Annotated in this window: 14 protein-coding genes; 10 read left to right on the forward strand and 4 right to left on the reverse strand. The window is 69.8% G+C overall.

The window, feature by feature from the left end:
• The first annotated feature begins 52 nt into the window (after positions 1–52).
• The 5 genes from ACFWXC_RS48305 (at position 53) to ACFWXC_RS48325 (ending at position 4,543) form a co-directional block, all read left to right on the forward strand.
• Positions 53–1,255: an MFS transporter gene (locus ACFWXC_RS48305; RefSeq protein ID WP_384489827.1), complete on the forward strand. Its 1,203-nt coding sequence runs from the start codon at positions 53–55 to the stop codon at positions 1,253–1,255.
• 132 nt (positions 1,256–1,387) lie between these two features.
• A complete protein-coding gene (locus tag ACFWXC_RS48310; protein WP_384489829.1) occupies positions 1,388–1,897 on the forward strand; it encodes a MarR family winged helix-turn-helix transcriptional regulator in 510 nt (169 codons plus the stop codon).
• 65 nt (positions 1,898–1,962) lie between these two features.
• A complete protein-coding gene (locus ACFWXC_RS48315; RefSeq protein ID WP_384489831.1) occupies positions 1,963–2,301 on the forward strand; it encodes a DUF3817 domain-containing protein in 339 nt (112 codons plus the stop codon).
• Between the two features lie 75 nt (positions 2,302–2,376).
• Positions 2,377–4,077 carry a methylmalonyl-CoA mutase gene (locus ACFWXC_RS48320; protein WP_384489833.1) on the forward strand — a complete coding sequence of 567 codons (1,701 nt, stop codon included), beginning with the start codon at positions 2,377–2,379 and terminating at the stop codon, positions 4,075–4,077.
• Positions 4,078–4,135: 58 nt separating this feature from the next.
• Positions 4,136–4,543 (forward strand): DUF6086 family protein, encoded by a 408-nt coding sequence (locus ACFWXC_RS48325; RefSeq protein WP_384489835.1) that lies wholly within the window; start codon positions 4,136–4,138, stop codon positions 4,541–4,543.
• Between the two features lie 37 nt (positions 4,544–4,580).
• Here ACFWXC_RS48325 and ACFWXC_RS48330 read toward each other — a convergent pair whose 3' ends face one another.
• Entirely contained in the window at positions 4,581–5,213 is a 633-nt protein-coding gene (locus tag ACFWXC_RS48330) for a TetR/AcrR family transcriptional regulator (protein ID WP_384489837.1), read from the reverse strand.
• Positions 5,214–5,444: 231 nt separating this feature from the next.
• Between ACFWXC_RS48330 and ACFWXC_RS48335 the strand changes: the two genes are divergently transcribed.
• From ACFWXC_RS48335 to ACFWXC_RS48350, 4 genes are all read left to right on the forward strand, one after another.
• Complete coding sequence (locus ACFWXC_RS48335; RefSeq protein ID WP_384489839.1) at positions 5,445–6,422, forward strand: tetratricopeptide repeat protein; 978 nt, start codon at positions 5,445–5,447, stop codon at positions 6,420–6,422.
• Between the two features lie 646 nt (positions 6,423–7,068).
• Positions 7,069–7,716: a DUF6230 family protein gene (locus ACFWXC_RS48340; RefSeq protein WP_384489841.1), complete on the forward strand. Its 648-nt coding sequence runs from the start codon at positions 7,069–7,071 to the stop codon at positions 7,714–7,716.
• Positions 7,717–7,859: 143 nt separating this feature from the next.
• Positions 7,860–8,438: a DUF6114 domain-containing protein gene (locus ACFWXC_RS48345; protein WP_384489843.1), complete on the forward strand. Its 579-nt coding sequence runs from the start codon at positions 7,860–7,862 to the stop codon at positions 8,436–8,438.
• Positions 8,428–9,804 (forward strand): hypothetical protein, encoded by a 1,377-nt coding sequence (locus ACFWXC_RS48350; protein ID WP_384489845.1) that lies wholly within the window; start codon positions 8,428–8,430, stop codon positions 9,802–9,804. Before ACFWXC_RS48345 ends, ACFWXC_RS48350 begins: the two co-directional genes overlap by 11 nt.
• Before the next feature lie 269 nt (positions 9,805–10,073).
• Here the strand turns inward: ACFWXC_RS48350 and pyk are convergent, their stop codons facing one another.
• The 3 genes from pyk to pta all read right to left on the reverse strand — a co-directional run bounded on the left by pyk (position 10,074) and on the right by pta (position 14,891).
• On the reverse strand, positions 10,074–11,501 hold the full coding sequence (gene pyk, locus ACFWXC_RS48355; RefSeq protein WP_384489847.1) for a pyruvate kinase: 1,428 nt from the start codon (positions 11,499–11,501) through the stop codon (positions 10,074–10,076).
• A gap of 73 nt (positions 11,502–11,574) precedes the next feature.
• Positions 11,575–12,792 carry an acetate kinase gene (locus tag ACFWXC_RS48360; RefSeq protein ID WP_384489849.1) on the reverse strand — a complete coding sequence of 406 codons (1,218 nt, stop codon included), beginning with the start codon at positions 12,790–12,792 and terminating at the stop codon, positions 11,575–11,577.
• Entirely contained in the window at positions 12,789–14,891 is a 2,103-nt protein-coding gene (gene pta, locus ACFWXC_RS48365) for a phosphate acetyltransferase (RefSeq protein ID WP_384489851.1), read from the reverse strand. The genes ACFWXC_RS48360 and pta overlap by 4 nt, the downstream gene beginning before the upstream one ends.
• A 175-nt stretch (positions 14,892–15,066) precedes the next feature.
• On the opposite strand from pta, the gene ACFWXC_RS48370 reads away from it, so the two are divergent.
• Positions 15,067–16,092 carry an ATP-dependent 6-phosphofructokinase gene (locus tag ACFWXC_RS48370; RefSeq protein WP_384489853.1) on the forward strand — a complete coding sequence of 342 codons (1,026 nt, stop codon included), beginning with the start codon at positions 15,067–15,069 and terminating at the stop codon, positions 16,090–16,092.
• The last annotated feature ends 103 nt before the right edge of the window (positions 16,093–16,195 follow it).

The following is a 16,195-nucleotide window of genomic DNA, read 5'->3' on the forward strand; positions in this document are numbered from 1 at the left end:
GCTGGTGCCGAAACTCTAAGCGGCGAGCCGCGGCTCGGGCACGCTGCCGTCCATGTCCGCGCCTGCCCTGGAGCGACCCGTCGGCTACGGCCGGGTCCTCGCCGTGCCCGAGTTCCGTGCCGTCTTCGCCGCCCACGTCCTGTCCATGCTCGGCGTGATCGTCAGCGAGATCGCGCTGTCCGTGCTGGTGTACGACCTCACGGGATCGCCGCTGCTCAGCGCGCTGACCTTCGCGCTGGGCTTCCTGCCCTACCTGGTCGGCGGCACCCTGCTGGCCCCGGTCGGCGACCGGTTCCCGGCCCGTCGGGTGCTGGTGGTGTGCGACCTGGTGTGTGCGGGGTGCGTCGCCGTGATGGCGGTCCCCGGAACCGGCATCGGGGTACTGCTCGGGCTGCGCTGCGCGCTCGCCGTCGTCTCGCCGGTCTTCGCCGGCACCCGGATGGCGACCCTCTCCGACATCCTCGGCGGCGGCGACCTGTTCGTGCTCGGCCGCTCCTTGCTGCGGATCGTCGCGCAGAGCGCCCTGCTGGTCGGCTACGGCCTCGGCGGGCTGCTCCTCGCCGTCCTCGCCCCGCGGCACGCCCTGCTGATCACCGTCGGCACCTTCCTCGCCTCGGCCGCGCTGCTGCGCCTCGGCACCCGGCGCCGCCCCGCCCGCACCCGGGTCCGGGAGCGCGGCGGCACCCGACAGCTGCTCGCCGACCGCCGCATCCGCCTCCTGCTCCTCCTCTTCTGGATCCCGGCGATGTTCGGCGTCGTCCCCGAGGCGCTCGCCGCCCCCTACGCCGACGCGCTCGGCACCGGATCCCCGGGGCTCGGCCTGCTGATGTGCGCGCTGCCGGTCGGCACGGTCGCCGGGGAGCTGTACGCCGGCGCCCGGCTCGGCCCGGCCGCCCGGGAGCGGATCGCCCTCCCGCTGGTCTGCCTCACCCTGCTGCCGTACCTGGGCTACCTCCTGCACCCGTCCCTGGCCCTCTCGCTGCTGCTCCTGCTGACGGCGGGGGCAGGATCGGCGTACACGCTGGGCCTGGACCAGTGGTTCGTGCGGGCGGTGCCCGAGGAGCTGCGCGGCCGGGCCATGACCGTGCTCAGTGCCGGGCTCATGACCCTGCAGGGCGTCGGCATGACGCTGGCGGGGCTGGCGGCGGAGGCCGTGGGGGTGCGGGCGGCCGTGGCGGGCGCCGGGGCGGCGGGGGTGGTCTGCTGCTGCGGTCTCGCGGCGGCGGCCCGGCGGACGTCGCGGCCGGTGTCGTAGGGGCCGGTGTGCCGCCGGTGTGTGCGGCCACCTGGGCGCGCCCTGCCGGACGTGCCGTCGTCGGCGTGGCGGAGGTGACCGAAAGCCGAGACACGGCTGACCGGTATATGACCGGCCGGTAGGGTCGGTGGCGTGCCGAAGCCTCTCAGTCTCCCCTTCGACCCCATCGCCCGTGCCGACGACCTCTGGCAGCAGCGCTGGGGAAACGTCCCGTCGATGGCCGCGATCACGTCGATCATGCGGGCCCAGCAGATCCTGCTGGCCGAGGTCGACGCGGTGGTCAAGCCGTACGGGCTGACGTTCGCGCGCTACGAGGCGCTGGTGCTGCTCACCTTCTCCAAGGCCGGTGAGCTGCCGATGTCGAAGATCGGTGAGCGTCTGATGGTGCACCCGACGTCCGTGACGAACACCGTCGACCGGCTGGTGAGGTCCGGTCTGGTGGACAAGCGGCCCAACCCCAACGACGGGCGCGGCACGCTCGCCACGATCACCGAGAAGGGCCGCGAGGTCGTCGAGGCGGCCACCCGGGACCTGATGGCGATGGACTTCGGGCTCGGGGTGTACGACTCCGAGGAGTGCGCGGAGATCTTCGCGATGCTGCGTCCGCTGCGGGTCTCGGCGCACGACTTCGACGAGGACTGACCCGCCCCGCCGCGAGGGCCGACCCGGGACAAGATCTCCCGGAACGGGTGGTTACGCTCGTCCCCATGAAAAAGAGCGTGCTGACCCGCTACCGCGTCCTGGCCTATGTCACCGGTGTGCTGCTGGTGCTGCTGTGCCTGAGCATGATCGCCAAGTACGGGCTGGACATCGACGGTGCGGCCGACGTCACGCGGGTCGTCGCCATCGCGCACGGCTGGCTCTACGTCGTCTACCTGGTCTTCGCCTTCGACCTGGGCTCCAAGGCGAAGTGGCCGGTCGGCAAGCAGCTGTGGGTGCTGCTCGCCGGAACCATCCCGACCGCCGCGTTCTTCGTGGAGCGCAAGGTCACCCGCGAGCTCGACGACCGGATCACCGAGGGCACCCCGGTGCCGGCGAAGGTCTGATCCCACCGCCGTACGGACACCCGTACGGCGGTTCCCCATCGACATTTACTAGGACGTCCTAGTAAATTCGAGGGTATGGACGCTGACGCCATCACGGAGGGCCGCCTACGCTGGCAGGCCCGCTACGACGCGGCCCGCAAGCGGGACGCGGACTTCACCACGCTCTCCGGGGATCCCGTGGAGCCGGTGTACGGGCCCCGCCCAGGGGACACCTACGAGGGATTCGAGCGGATCGGCTGGCCGGGGGAGTACCCCTTCACGCGCGGGCTGTACCCGACCGGCTACCGGGGGCGGACCTGGACCATCCGCCAGTTCGCCGGGTTCGGCAACGCCGAGCAGACCAACGAGCGGTACAAGATGATCCTCGCCAACGGCGGCGGGGGTCTGTCCGTGGCCTTCGACATGCCGACCCTCATGGGCCGCGACTCCGACGACCGGCGCTCGCTCGGCGAGGTCGGGCACTGCGGGGTGGCCATCGACTCCGCCGCCGACATGGAGGTCCTCTTCAAGGACATCCCGCTGGGCGACGTCACGACGTCGATGACGATCAGCGGTCCGGCGGTCCCGGTCTTCTGCATGTACCTCGTCGCCGCCGAACGGCAGGGCGTCGACCCGTCGGTCCTCAACGGCACGCTCCAGACCGACATCTTCAAGGAGTACATCGCCCAGAAGGAGTGGCTCTTCCAGCCCGAGCCCCATCTGCGGCTCATCGGCGACCTGATGGAGTACTGCGCGGCGGGCATCCCCGCGTACAAGCCGCTGTCCGTCTCCGGGTACCACATCCGCGAGGCCGGCGCGACGGCCGCCCAGGAGCTGGCGTACACCCTCGCGGACGGCTTCGGATACGTGGAGCTGGGGCTCAGCCGCGGCCTGGACGTCGACGTCTTCGCGCCCGGACTCTCGTTCTTCTTCGACGCGCACGTCGACTTCTTCGAGGAGATCGCCAAGTTCCGTGCCGCGCGCCGGATCTGGGCGCGGTGGATGCGGGACGTGTACGGGTCCCGGTCGGAGAAGTCGCAGTGGCTGCGCTTCCACACCCAGACCGCGGGCGTCTCGCTGACCGCCCAGCAGCCGTACAACAACGTGGTGCGGACGGCCGTGGAGGCGCTCGCGGCCGTACTCGGCGGGACCAACTCGCTGCACACCAACGCGCTCGACGAGACCCTCGCGCTGCCCAGCGAGCAGGCCGCCGAGATCGCGCTGCGCACCCAGCAGGTGCTCATGGAGGAGACCGGGGTCGCGAACGTCGCGGACCCGCTGGGCGGTTCCTGGTACGTCGAGCAGCTGACCGACCGGATCGAGGCCGACGCCGAGAAGATCTTCGACCAGATCAAGGAGCGCGGGCTGCGCGCCCGTCCGGACGGACGGCACCCGATCGGCCCGGTCACCTCCGGGATCCTGCGGGGCATCGAGGACGGCTGGTTCACCGGGGAGATCGCCGAGTCCGCCTTCCAGTACCAGCGGTCGCTGGAGAAGGGCGACAAGCGGGTCGTCGGCGTCAACGTGCACACGGGTTCCGTCACCGGGGACCTGGAGATCCTGCGGGTCTCGCACGAGGTGGAGCGGGAGCAGGTGCGGGTGCTGGGAGAACGGCGGGCCGCACGCGACGAGGGCGCGGTGCGCACCGCCCTGGACGCGATGCTCGCCGCCGCCCGCTCCGGGACCAACATGATCGGGCCGATGCTCGACGCGGTACGCGCCGAGGCGACCCTGGGCGAGATCTGCGGGGTGCTGCGGGACGAGTGGGGGGTGTACACGGAGCCGGCGGGGTTCTGACCGGTCGCGGGCGGCGGGGTTCCGGAGGGAACATCGGCGTCCGCGTACGGTGACCGTGATGAGCTACATATTCACGGTCACCGAGACCGACGACGACGTCTGGGAACCGGCGCTCGCCGTCGGCCAGCTCTTCATGGGCGGTGTCGACGCGCTCAGCTCGCGGATCCTCAAGGTACCCAGCGGACTCCACGACGTCACCGGCGACTGGGTCCAGATGGACACCCGGCTCTACGGCGAGTTCGTCACCGCCGCTCTGCGCAGGCGGGGCAGGACGGGGCACCCGGAGATGATCGAGCTGATGGACGGCCTGCTGCCCGTGATGGTCATGCTGGCCGACAAGGCCGGTGCCACGGTCACCGCGGGCACGCCGACGGAGCGCGTCTACCTGGACTGGGCCCGTGACCAGGACCGTGTCCTCCAAGGGCATGTCGTGGAAAGGGGCGACGGCACCGTCGTCGTCCGCTGAAAGCGCTCGACGCCGACTTCGCGGTGGGGGGCCGTGGTCACGTCCTGGCGTCGTCCGCCGCGCCGGCCAGGCCCAGCAGCAGGATCCGGGTCAGGCCGTGCACCCACTCCTCGTCCGCCGGTTTGCCGCTCACCAGGGCGCGGTGCACCACCGAACCAGCCACGAGGTCGAAGATCAGCTCCGCGGTGCGGTCCGCCTCGCACGGGTCGGGCTGAGCGGGGAGTTCGCCGCGCTGCTGCGCACGCTCCCGGCCCTCCAGGACCAGCCGCTTCTGGCGGTCCACGATGGAGGCGCGGATACGTTCCCGCAGCGCCTCGTCCCGGGTCGACTCGGCCACCGCCGCCATCAGCCCGCTCTTCGCCTCCGGGCGGTCCAGGATCGCCGCGAACTGGAGCACCACGCCCTCGATGTCGTCGGCGAGGCTGCCCCGGTCGGGGAGTTCGAGTTCGTCGAACAGTTCCGCGACCGCGTCGACGACGAGTTCGTTCTTGCCGGCCCAGCGACGGTAGAGGGTCGTCTTTGCAACCCCGGCCCGCGTCGCGACGTCTCCCAGGGTGAGCTTGGACCAGCCCAGTTCCACCAGCGCCTGCCGCGTCGCTTCCAGGATCGCGGCGTCCGCTTCGGCGCTGCGCGGGCGCCCGGTACGGCTGGCGGGGGTGCGGCTCTGCATCCCACGACCATAACCGGCGGTTCATGTGACGTCGTGAGGGAGATCACCGGAGTGGGGTGTCGCGCGGGGTCCCCGAGGTATTACGCTACGGGTCGTAGCGAAAGCTCGTGGGTGACCGCACGGGCGACGACCACGGCGTGGGGTGGGGACCCGGCGCCTTTGCCGGACGTTTGTTCGGCCGGCTTTCACAACGCTTTTCACACACGCGCGGGAACGGGGGAGGATAGACGCATGCAGCCACGGAACATGTCCATGAGCGGCGTCGTCGACCTCGCCGCGGTCAAAGCGGCCCAGGAGGCCAAGACCAAGGCCGAGCAGGCGCGCGCCGAAGCGGCCCGGCAGGGTGGTGCCGGCGCCGTCGCCCCGGCCGATCTGGTCATCGACGTCGACGAAGCCGGCTTCGAGCGCGATGTCCTGCAACGGTCCGCCGAAGTCCCCGTCGTCATCGACTTCTGGGCCGAGTGGTGTCAGCCCTGCAAGCAGCTGAGCCCGGTCCTGGAGCGGCTCGCCGTCGAGTACAACGGCCGCTTCCTGCTGGCCAAGATCGACGTCGACGCCAACCAGATGCTGATGCAGCAGTTCGGGATCCAGGGGATCCCGGCGGTGTTCGCGGTGGTCGCCGGTCAGGCGCTGCCGCTCTTCCAGGGCGCCGCCGGCGAGGACCAGATCCGGGGCACCCTCGACCAGTTGATCCAGGTCGCCGAGGAGCGCTTCGGGCTGACCGGCCTGGCCGTCGACCCCGACGCGCAGCCGGGCGCCGCCCCGGTGGCCGGGCCCGAGATGCCGGCCGGTCCGCACGACGCGCTTCTCGAAGCCGCCGTCCAGGCGCTGGACGCGGGTGACCTGGGCGGTGCGATCCAGGCGTACCAGAACGTGCTGAGCGACGACCCGGCCAACAGCGAGGCCAAACTGGGACTCGCGCAGGCCGAGTTGCTCAAGCGCGTGCAGGGGATGGACCCGCAGCGGGTGCGCGAGGAGGCGGCCGGGAAGCCGGCCGACGCCGAGGCGCAGATCGCGGCCGCCGACCTGGATCTGGTGGGCGGCCATGTCGAGGACGCCTTCGGACGGTTGATCGCGACCGTGCAGCGGACGGCCGGGGACGACCGGGACGCCGTACGGCGGCGGCTCCTTGAGCTCTTCGAGGTCGTCGGCACCGACGACCCCAGGGTTGTGGGGGCGCGCCGGGCGCTGGCGCGGGCGCTGTTCTGAATCACGGTCTGAACACAGTTCTGACCAGTCGCTAAACGTCACGTCCTGTGATGCCGGAGTGAAAGATTTGCCGACGCGGGGTCACAGCGGCCGCTCTTTACCAAATCTTGGTAATCGCGGCCGCTGTTACTCGCAGTAAATCAGGGGCGTTGATCTGTCTGATTCCGTCCAGGGATCAACAGTTTTGTTCTGCCCCTGGATGCCACCCTGCGTTGCTCTCCGAGACCGGTGGGTCTTCCTTCGGTTATCCGGCCGTTACTACCCAGTAACGAAGCCCCTTGTGCGGGCGGCGAGAATGCACCACGATCGGCGACGCTCGGTCCATTGCCGTACCCCGACAACCAGTCGGGTCCACGGGCTCATCTGGGTCCCCACCGAGCAGAGTCGGCGGCAGTGACGCCGGCTCTTGGGCAGGGGGGTCTTCGCCGCCAGGCGGAGCCTGTCCAGCAGGGTTGTGCGTGATGCGTGTCAGGCGCGACCAGTGGTTGTCGCTCGGGGGTGATCGCCGGTGATCGAGGTGCGGTTCGCGCCTCCGAGCGCGGGCGCTCCCCTTCCGAGGACGTAGCACTTCTCCCATCCCTGCCCGGCCGAGCCGCCGTTGGGGGCGATTCCGGGCCAGGAGATGTACGTCCGAGAAGGAGGAAATATGGAGTCCCAGGTGCGTGGCGGGACCAGATGGAAGCGGTTCGCTGTGGTCATGGTGCCCAGCGTGGCCGCCACGGCGTGTATAGGTGTCGCCCTCGCGCAGGGCGCTCTCGCCGCGTCGTTCAGCGTGTCCGGCCAGCAGTTCAAGGTCAAGGCCGCCTCGCTGGAAGGCGACGGCTTCGTTCAGTACGGTGCCATCGACTCGGGGTACACCCTCTCCGGTGAAAAGACGATCCACCCGGTGGCGGTCTCGGCGTTCAACAGCGCGGAGATCACCAACCTGTGCCAGTCGGTCGTCACCCCGAACGTCCCGATCTTCGGCAACGTCAGCCTCATCCTGCGGGCGGGCACCGACCCGAAGAAGCCGGTCGAGGCCACCAAGCTCTACATCGACCTCGATGACCTGAGCGCCGACGCGACGTTCACCAACATCAACATCGGTGTCGCCGCGGGAAGCTCGACCAAGGGTCCGGGCATCAAGTCGGGCGAGGTCGCCAACAAGCAGGCGAACCCGTACGGGTTCGCGCAGGAGGCGGACCACGCCTCGCTGACCGGCGTGGAGCAGACGGCGTGGGCCACCACTGCCGGAACCTTCAAGCTGAGCAATCTGCACATGGCGATCTCGACGAAGGGTGAGGAGTGCTACTAAGCACTCCGTGAGGGGCGGGGGAGCCGAAGGCACCCCCGCCCGTCCACCTTCCGCCCACGGTCTTCACACGCGGTGCAACGCAACATCACCGCCCGAACACGGCAACACCACCACAGCAACGCCGCACCAGGGAGCTGTTTTCCATGAGCGCCGAGACTCCTGCCGCACCCGGCCAGTTCAGCCGCCGGAGGCTGCAGTTCCGCTCCTGGCGGGGCACGCGGCCGTTCTGGGCCGGCCTGTACATACTGCTTGCCGGCCTTCCGATCATGTACTTCCCGTACGCGCATCTCCAGGTCGGTCATCTCACGATCGCGATGGCGACCACCGCGGGTGCCGGGTCCCTGATCATCGGCGTGCTGCTCGTCGTCCTGGGCATCAGCGTCTGGTACCAGAAGCACATCCGCACGTTCGCGGGAGTCGCCGCGATCCTGCTGGCGCTGGTGTCCCTTCCCGTGTCCAACTTCGGTGGCTTTGTCATGGGCTTCCTCTTCGCCCTCATCGGCGGAGCGATGGCCGTGGCCTGGGCACCGGGTGCCCCGCCGCAGTCGGAGGTCGCCTGGGCGCCGGGTACGCCGCAGCCGGAGGGCGACGTTCCCCCGGCCGGGGACCACACCCCGGGCGAGGGCAGCCTCTTCAAGGGCTCGGACGGCGTGGGCGAGGCGAATGACCTGTCAGGAACGAGCCCGCTGAACGGGGCGAACGGGAGGCACAGTGCCGGCTGACGAGGTGACCCACGGGACTGAGGTGGACGAGTCCCGTGTGAGAACCGGGCCGCGCCACGCGGCACCCAAGAAGCCGCTGTTCACCAGGTTCCACATGCCGGCCGGCAAGGCGATAGCCTCCGTGGCGATGCCGACGGCCGTGATCATGGGCATGGGGTTCACGTCGACGCTCGCGATCGCCGACACCAACAACACGGCGTCGTCGTCGAAGAGCCTTGCCGAGGACTACAAGGACTGCGTCACCGCCCTGGACTCCGCCTCGCCCTCCGCCTCGGCGAGCGCGAGCGACAAGGCCACGGACTCGGCCACGCCGTCCCCCTCGGCGTCGGACGACGCCAAGGACTCGTCGTCGGACTCGGGCAAGGACTCGGGCAAGTCGTCCTCGTCGGATTCAGGTTCCGACGACACGGCCACGCCGACGCCGTCCGCGTCCAAGTCGTCCTCGTCGTCGGACGATTCGGGCTCCTCCTCGGGTTCGTCCGGCTCCGACGCCACGGCCACCCCGTCGCCGTCGGCCTCCGCGAGCAGCGGCGGCGGCCTGCTGGACTCCATCGGGGACGCCATCACCGGCATCCTCAGCGGCGGCAGCACGACGAGTTCGTCCTCGTCGGACTCCACCGCGAGCACCACCCCCTCGCCGTCGGCTTCCGCGTCCGCCGACTCGTCGTCCTCCGACTCGGCGTCCTCGTCGGGCAAGGACAGCGACTCCGACACCGTGTCCGAGACCGTCAAGAAGGTCACGGACACCGTGAAGGACACCACCGACACGGCGACCAAGGCGGCCGACGAGGTCACCAAGGAAGCCACCGAGGCGGCCGGCGACGCCACCGCGTCCGCCACCGCCTCGCCGAGCCCGTCCGCGAGCTCCAGCACGTCGGCCGACGACTGCGAGGTCGCCACCGACGACGTGAGCGGTGTCGACAACAAGGTGGCGGTGGCGGACGACCCCTGGTACCTGAGTGCCAGCTCGCTGCTGCTGAAGAGCGCCGACTACCAGGGTGTCGTGGAGGTGAAGACGGCCAGCGGAAAGACGAAGAAGGTGCTGAAGTACGTCATCTCCGGCGGCACCGACATCGGCGACCTGCACCAGACGGTCAAGGACACGGACATCGGCAAGACCTACCACGTGCAGGCCGCGTCCGGTTCGAAGTCCACCATCACCGGCGGCGACACCACGATGTACACGGAGTCGATCTCGGGCAACCTGTTCGGCCTGATCCCGATCACGTTCGACCCGGACAACCCGCCGCCGCTGAACATCCCGCTGATCTACTTCACCAACGTGAAGGTCGTCCAGGCTGCCCAGTTCGGCGGCACCCTGCACATCCCCGGGATGCACGTCTACACCACCGACGGAACCGGCTGAGCGCCACCACAGACCCGTCCGGGAGCCGCGCACAGAGCTGTGGCCCGGTCGTCCGCCTCACGCGGGCACCGGGCCACAGTGCTGTCCGCACCCTTCGGGCAGCGGTGGCATGGGCGACCGTGAGGCCCTGTACGACACCTCCAAGCCCTGGCCGCCGGACTTCCCCGCGCAGTGGGGTTCCGTCGGCTGACGTTGCTGACAGACCACTGAGGGCGCCCCCCTGTCACAGGGAGCGCCCTCAGTGTCGTGCAAGGCCCTTTACGGGTGCGTCACTTGTTGATGCCGCCGATGTGGTGGACGCGGAGCATGTTGGTGGTGCCGGAGACGCCGGGGGGAGAACCGGCCGTGATGATGACCGTGTCGCCCGGGTTGAAGCGGTTGATCTTGGCGAGCTCCTGGTCGACCATGTCGACCATCTCGTCCGTGGTGTTCACGAACGGCACCACGTGCGACTCCACGCCCCAGCTGAGGGTGAGCTGGTTGCGGGTGTTCTCGTCGGTGGTGAAGGCGATGATCGGCTGCTGGGCGCGGTAGCGGGAGAGGCGGCGCGCCGTGTCGCCGGACTGGGTGAAGGCGACCAGGCCGCGGCCGCCGAGGAAGTCGGCGATCTCGCACGCGGCACGGGCGACCGAACCGCCCTGGGTGCGCGGCTTCTTGCCCGGGACGAGCGGCTGCAGGCCCTTGCTCAGCAGCTCCTGCTCGGCGGCCGAGACGATCTTCGACATCGTCTTGACGGTCTCCACCGGGTACGCGCCCACGCTGGACTCGGCGGACAGCATGACCGCGTCCGCGCCGTCCAGGATCGCGTTGGCCACGTCGGAGGCCTCGGCGCGGGTCGGCCGGGAGTTGGTGATCATCGACTCCATCATCTGGGTCGCCACGATCACCGGCTTGGCGTTGCGCCGGCACAGCTCGATCAGGCGCTTCTGCACCATGGGGACCCGCTCCAGCGGGTACTCGACGGCGAGGTCACCACGGGCGACCATCACACCGTCGAACGCCATCACGACGTCCTCCATGTTCTGCACCGCCTGCGGCTTCTCCACCTTGGCGATGACGGGGACCCGGCGGCCCTCCTCGTCCATGATCCGGTGGACGTCGTTGACGTCCTTGGCGTCCCGGACGAAGGACAGGGCGACCAGGTCGCAGCCCATGCGCAGCGCGAACCGCAGGTCCTCGATGTCCTTGTCGCTCAGCGCGGGCACGTTGACGGCCGTGCCGGGCAGGTTGATGCCCTTGTGGTCGGAGACGACACCGCCCTCGATGACGATCGTCTTCACCCGCGCGCCCTCGACGTCCAGGACCTTCAGCTCGACGTTGCCGTCGTTGATGAGGATCTGGTCGCCGCGCGAGACATCGCCCGGCAGGCCCTTGTAGGTCGTACCGCAGATGTGCTTGTCGCCCGGGACGTCCTCGGTCGTGATGACGAACTCGTCACCGCGCTCCAGCTCGACCGGGCCCTCGGCGAAGGTCGCCAGACGGATCTTCGGGCCCTGCAGGTCGGCGAGGACTCCGATGGCCCGGCCGGTCTCCTTGGAGGCGGCCCGGACGCGGTCGTAGCGTCCCTGGTGCTCGGCGTGCGAGCCATGGCTGAAATTGAAGCGGGCCACGTTCATGCCGGCCTCGATCATGGCGACGAGCATCTCGTGGGTGTCGACCGCGGGGCCGAGAGTGCAGACGATTTTCGAACGGCGCATGGGGCGATCCTATCGGTTTGTTTCGCTGCGGAATATTCCGTCTGGCGGAAGATACAAATGGGCGCCGATATGCTCAGCTGTTATTTCTGCCGGCACCGACCAGCGCGTACGTCTGGGTGGCGATCTCAAGTTCCTCGTCCGTCGGCACCACGGCGACGGCGACACGCGCGTCCGCCGGTGATATCAGCCGCGGCCCGTCCGCCCGTACGGCGTTCAGCTCCGGGTCGACGGCCAGTCCCAGCCCCTCCAGCCCGGCCACGGCGGCCTCCCGCACGGGTGCCGCGTTCTCGCCGACCCCCGCCGTGAACGCCACGGCATCCACCCGGCCGAGCACGGCGTAGTAGGCGCCGATGTACTTCTTCAGACGGTGAATGTAGATGTCGAAGGCGAGCTTCGCCTGCTCGTCGCCCTCGTCGATCCGGCGCCGGATCTCCCGCATGTCGTTGTCACCGCACAGTCCGAACAGACCGCTCCCCTTGTTGAGAAGAGTGTCGATCTCATCCATGGACATTCCGCCAACACGCGCCAAATGGAAAATGACGGCGGGATCCAGATCACCGGAACGCGTACCCATCACCAGCCCCTCCAAAGGCGTCAGCCCCATGGAGGTGTCCACGCACCGGCCGCCCTCGACCGCCGAGGCGGACGCCCCGTTGCCGAGATGCAGCACGATGACATTCACCTCTTCAGGTGTCTTTCCCAGCAGCCGCGCGGTCGCCCGGGAGACATAGGCGTGCGAGGTGCCGTGGAAGCCGTAGCGGCGGATCCGGTGCCGGTCGGCGATCTTCGGGTCGATCGCGTAGCGGGCCGCGGACTCCGGCAGGGTCGTGTGGAACGCCGTGTCGAAGACGGCGACCTGCGGCAGGTCCGGGCGCAGCGCCCGGGCGCCGCGGATGCCGGTCAGGTTCGCCGGGTTGTGCAGCGGGGCGATCGGGATCAGCCGCTCGATCTCGGTGAGCACCTCGTCGTCGATGACGGTCGGCTCGGTGAAGAACATCCCGCCGTGCACCACCCGGTGCCCGATCGCGACGAGTTCCGGCGAGTCGAGCCCGAACCCGTCCTTCGCCAGCTCCTCCGCCACGGCCTTCAGGGCGGCGTCGTGGTCGGCGATCGGCCCGGTGTGCTCCCGGACGTCCCCGGTGGAGACACAGGTGTGCTTCAGCCGCGAGGTCTGCTCGCCGATGCGCTCGACGAGGCCCACCGCCAGCCGGCTGCTGTCCCGCATGTCCAGCAGCTGGTACTTCACCGACGAGGAGCCGGAGTTGAGGACGAGGACACGGGTCGGACTCACTGGGCGGTTGCCTTCTCGCTGGGGGACGGGCTCGGGTTCTGGGCCTGGATCGCCGTGATGGCGACGGTGTTGACGATGTCCTGGACGAGGGCGCCCCGGGACAGGTCGTTGACGGGCTTGCGCAGCCCCTGGAGCACCGGTCCGACGGCGATCGCGCCGGCCGACCGCTGCACGGCCTTGTAGGTGTTGTTGCCGGTGTTGAGGTCCGGGAAGATCAGCACGCTGGCCTGTCCGGCGACCTCCGAGCCCGGCAGCTTGGTCGCCGCGACGCTGGGCTCCACGGCGGCGTCGTACTGGATGGGACCCTCGATCTTCAGATCGGGCCTGCGTGAGCGCGCCAGCTCGGTCGCCTCCCGCACCTTGTCCACGTCCGCCCCCGAACCGGACGTCCCCGTGGAGTACGACAGCATCGCGATCCGCGGCTCCACCCCGAACTGGGCGGCGGTGGCGGCCGACTGAATGGCGATGTCGGCGAGCTGCTCGGCGTTCGGGTCCGGGTTGACCGCACAGTCGCCGTAGACCAGCACCTTGTCGGCGAGGCACATGAAGAACACGGACGAGACGATCGACGAACCCGGCTTCGTCTTGATGATCTCGAAGGCCGGGCGGATGGTCGCCGCCGTGGAGTGCACCGACCCGGAGACCATGCCGTCCGCCAGCCCCTCCTGGACCATCAGGGTGCCGAAGTAGTTGACGTCGGTGACCACGTCGTACGCCAGCTCCACCGTCACGCCCTTGTGGGCGCGGAGCAGGGCGTACTGCTCGGCGAAGGTGTCGCGCAGTTCGGAGGTGGCCGGGTCGATCAGCTGGGCGTCCGCGAGGTCGATACCGAGGTCGGCGGCCTTCTTGCGGATCTGGTCGACGGGGCCGAGGAGGGTCAGGTCGCAGACGCCCCGGCGCAGCAGCACCTCGGCCGCGTGCAGCACCCGCGTCTCGGTGCCCTCCGGCAGCACCACCCGCCGCTTGTCCGTACGCGCCTGTTCGAGCAGTTTGTGCTCGAACATCATCGGGGTGACCCGGCCGCTGCTCGGTGCCGAGACCTCCTTGTTGAGGCCGGCGGTGTCCACGTACCGCTCGAACAGGCCGAGTGCGGTCTCCGCCTTGCGCGGGGTGGCCGCGTTCAGCTTGCCCTCCAGGGAGAACAGCTGGGCGGCGGTCGGGAAGCTGTTGCCCGGCACCGAGAGGACCGGGGTGCCCGGGGCGAGCCGGGCGGCGAGGGTGAGGATCTCGTCGGTGGGCCGCTCGTTCAGGGTGAGCAGCACGCCGGCTATCGGCGGGGTGCCGGCGCTGTGCGCGGCGAGCGAGCCGACGACCAGGTCGGCGCGGTCGCCGGGGGTCACCACCAGGCAGCCCGGGGTCAGCGCGGGCAGGAAGTTCGGCAGCATCGCGCCGCCGAAGACGAAGTCCAGCGTGTCCCGGGCCAGGCCCGAGTCGTCGCCGAGCAGCACCTTCGCACCGAGCGCGTGGCTGATCTGGGCGACCGTCGGCGCGGACAGCGCCGGCTCGTCCGGCAGCACGTACGTCGGCACCGGCAGCCGGTCGGTGATCCGCTCGGCTATCTCGTCGCGGTCCTGGCGGGCGACCCGGTTGGCGACCATCGCCAGCACGTCGCAGCCGAGACCGTCGTACGCCCGGAACGCGTTCCGGGTCTCCGCGAGCACCGACTCGGCGCTCTGGTCGCGGCCGCCGACCACCGGGATCACGGAGGCGCCGAACTCGTTGGCGAGCCGGGCGTTGAGGGACAGCTCGTCCGGGAACTGGGTGTCGGCGAAGTCGGTGCCGAGGACCAGGACGACGTCGTAGGCGCGGGCGACCAGGTGGAAGCGGTCGACGAGGGTGGAGACCAGTTCGTCGGCGCCCCGCTCCGCCTGGAGGGCGGACGCCTCGTGGTAGTCCATGCCGTAGACGGTCGCCGGATCCTGGGAGAGCCGGTACCGCGCACGCAGCAGCTCGAACAGACGGTCGGGCCCGTCGTGGACGAGAGGGCGGAAGACACCGACCCGGTCGACCTGCCGGGTCAGGAGCTCCATCATGCCCAGCTCCACGACCTGGCGGCCGTCGCCGCGGTCGATCCCGGTCACGTACACGCTGCGCGTCACGTGTGCACTCCATCCCTGCGTAGTCGCACAAAAATCGCCCACCGGGGTGAGCGGAACCCTCTTGACAATACCCTTGGCGCCGGATAAGGCGCCCCTCAGGATTTCACCCACTCGCGCGGCATGAAACAATCGGATCGGCTCACCGGTAACGACAGCGAGCAGGAGACACACCACCATGCGCATCGGAGTTCTCACCGCAGGCGGCGACTGCCCCGGCCTGAACGCCGTCATCCGATCGGTGGTACACCGCGCAGTCGCACAGTACGACGACGAGGTCATCGGTTTCGAGGACGGCTTCCGGGGCCTGCTGGAGGGCCACTACCGCCCCCTCGACCTGGACGCCGTCGGCGGCATCCTGGCCCGCGGCGGCACGATCCTGGGATCCTCGCGGCTGGAGCGGGACCGCCTGCGCGAAGCCTGCGAGCGGGCCACCGACATGGCGGAGGAGTTCGGCATCGACGTGCTGATCCCGATCGGCGGCGAGGGCACGCTGACGGCGGCACGCATGCTGTCCGACGCCGGCCTGCCGGTCGTGGGCGTCCCGAAGACCATCGACAACGACATCTCCTCGACCGACCGCACCTTCGGCTTCGACACGGCGGTGGGCGTCGCCACGGAGGCGATGGACCGGCTGAAGACCACCGCCGAGTCCCACCAGCGGGTGATGGTCGTCGAGGTGATGGGCCGGCACGCCGGGTGGATCGCCCTGGAGTCCGGGATGGCGGCCGGTGCGCACGGCATCTGCCTGCCCGAGCGGCCCTTCGACCCCGCCGACCTGGTCAAGATGGTCGAGGAGCGGTTCGCCCGCGGCAAGAAGTTCGCCGTGGTGTGCGTGGCCGAGGGCGCGCATCCCGCCGAGGGCTCGATGGACTACGGCAAGGGTGCGATCGACAAGTACGGCCACGAGCGCTTCCAGGGCATCGGTACGGCACTGGCGTACGAGCTGGAGCGGCGGCTCGGCAAGGAGGCCAAGCCGGTCATCCTCGGGCACGTGCAGCGGGGCGGCACGCCGACGGCCTACGACCGTGTCCTCGCGACCCGGTTCGGCTGGCACGCCGTGGAGGCGGCGCACCAGGGCGAGTTCGGGAGGATGACGGCCCTGCGAGGGACGGACATCGTGATGGTGCCGCTCGCGGAGGCGGTCACCGAGTTGAAGACGGTGCCGAAGGACCGGATGGACGAGGCGGAGTCGGTTTTTTAAGGGGCGGTTCCGGTTGTAGGTGAACTGCGGGCCGGTGAGGGTTGAGCGCGCCCACGCGGCGGAGCCGCAGATCGACACAGCCCCGCGCCCCTTTCGGGGCGCG

The sequence above is a fragment of the Streptomyces sp. NPDC058683 genome (genome assembly GCF_042716195.1).
Taxonomy (GTDB): Bacteria; Actinomycetota; Actinomycetes; order Streptomycetales; family Streptomycetaceae; genus Streptomyces.

Bases quoted from the DNA above. Each gene is read 5' to 3' on its own strand.
- ACFWXC_RS48305 (WP_384489827.1), top strand. From the start codon at position 53: ATGTCCGCGCCTGCCCTGGAGCGACCCGTCGGCTACGGCCGGGTCCTC.
- ACFWXC_RS48315 (WP_384489831.1), top strand. From the start codon at position 1,963: ATGAAAAAGAGCGTGCTGACCCGCTACCGCGTCCTGGCCTATGTCACC.
- ACFWXC_RS48320 (WP_384489833.1), top strand. From the start codon at position 2,377: ATGGACGCTGACGCCATCACGGAGGGCCGCCTACGCTGGCAGGCCCGC.
- ACFWXC_RS48325 (WP_384489835.1), top strand. From the start codon at position 4,136: ATGAGCTACATATTCACGGTCACCGAGACCGACGACGACGTCTGGGAA.
- ACFWXC_RS48330 (WP_384489837.1), bottom strand. From the start codon at position 5,213: ATGCAGAGCCGCACCCCCGCCAGCCGTACCGGGCGCCCGCGCAGCGCC.
- ACFWXC_RS48335 (WP_384489839.1), top strand. From the start codon at position 5,445: ATGCAGCCACGGAACATGTCCATGAGCGGCGTCGTCGACCTCGCCGCG.
- ACFWXC_RS48340 (WP_384489841.1), top strand. From the start codon at position 7,069: ATGGAGTCCCAGGTGCGTGGCGGGACCAGATGGAAGCGGTTCGCTGTG.
- ACFWXC_RS48345 (WP_384489843.1), top strand. From the start codon at position 7,860: ATGAGCGCCGAGACTCCTGCCGCACCCGGCCAGTTCAGCCGCCGGAGG.
- pyk (WP_384489847.1), bottom strand. From the start codon at position 11,501: ATGCGCCGTTCGAAAATCGTCTGCACTCTCGGCCCCGCGGTCGACACC.
- ACFWXC_RS48370 (WP_384489853.1), top strand. From the start codon at position 15,067: ATGCGCATCGGAGTTCTCACCGCAGGCGGCGACTGCCCCGGCCTGAAC.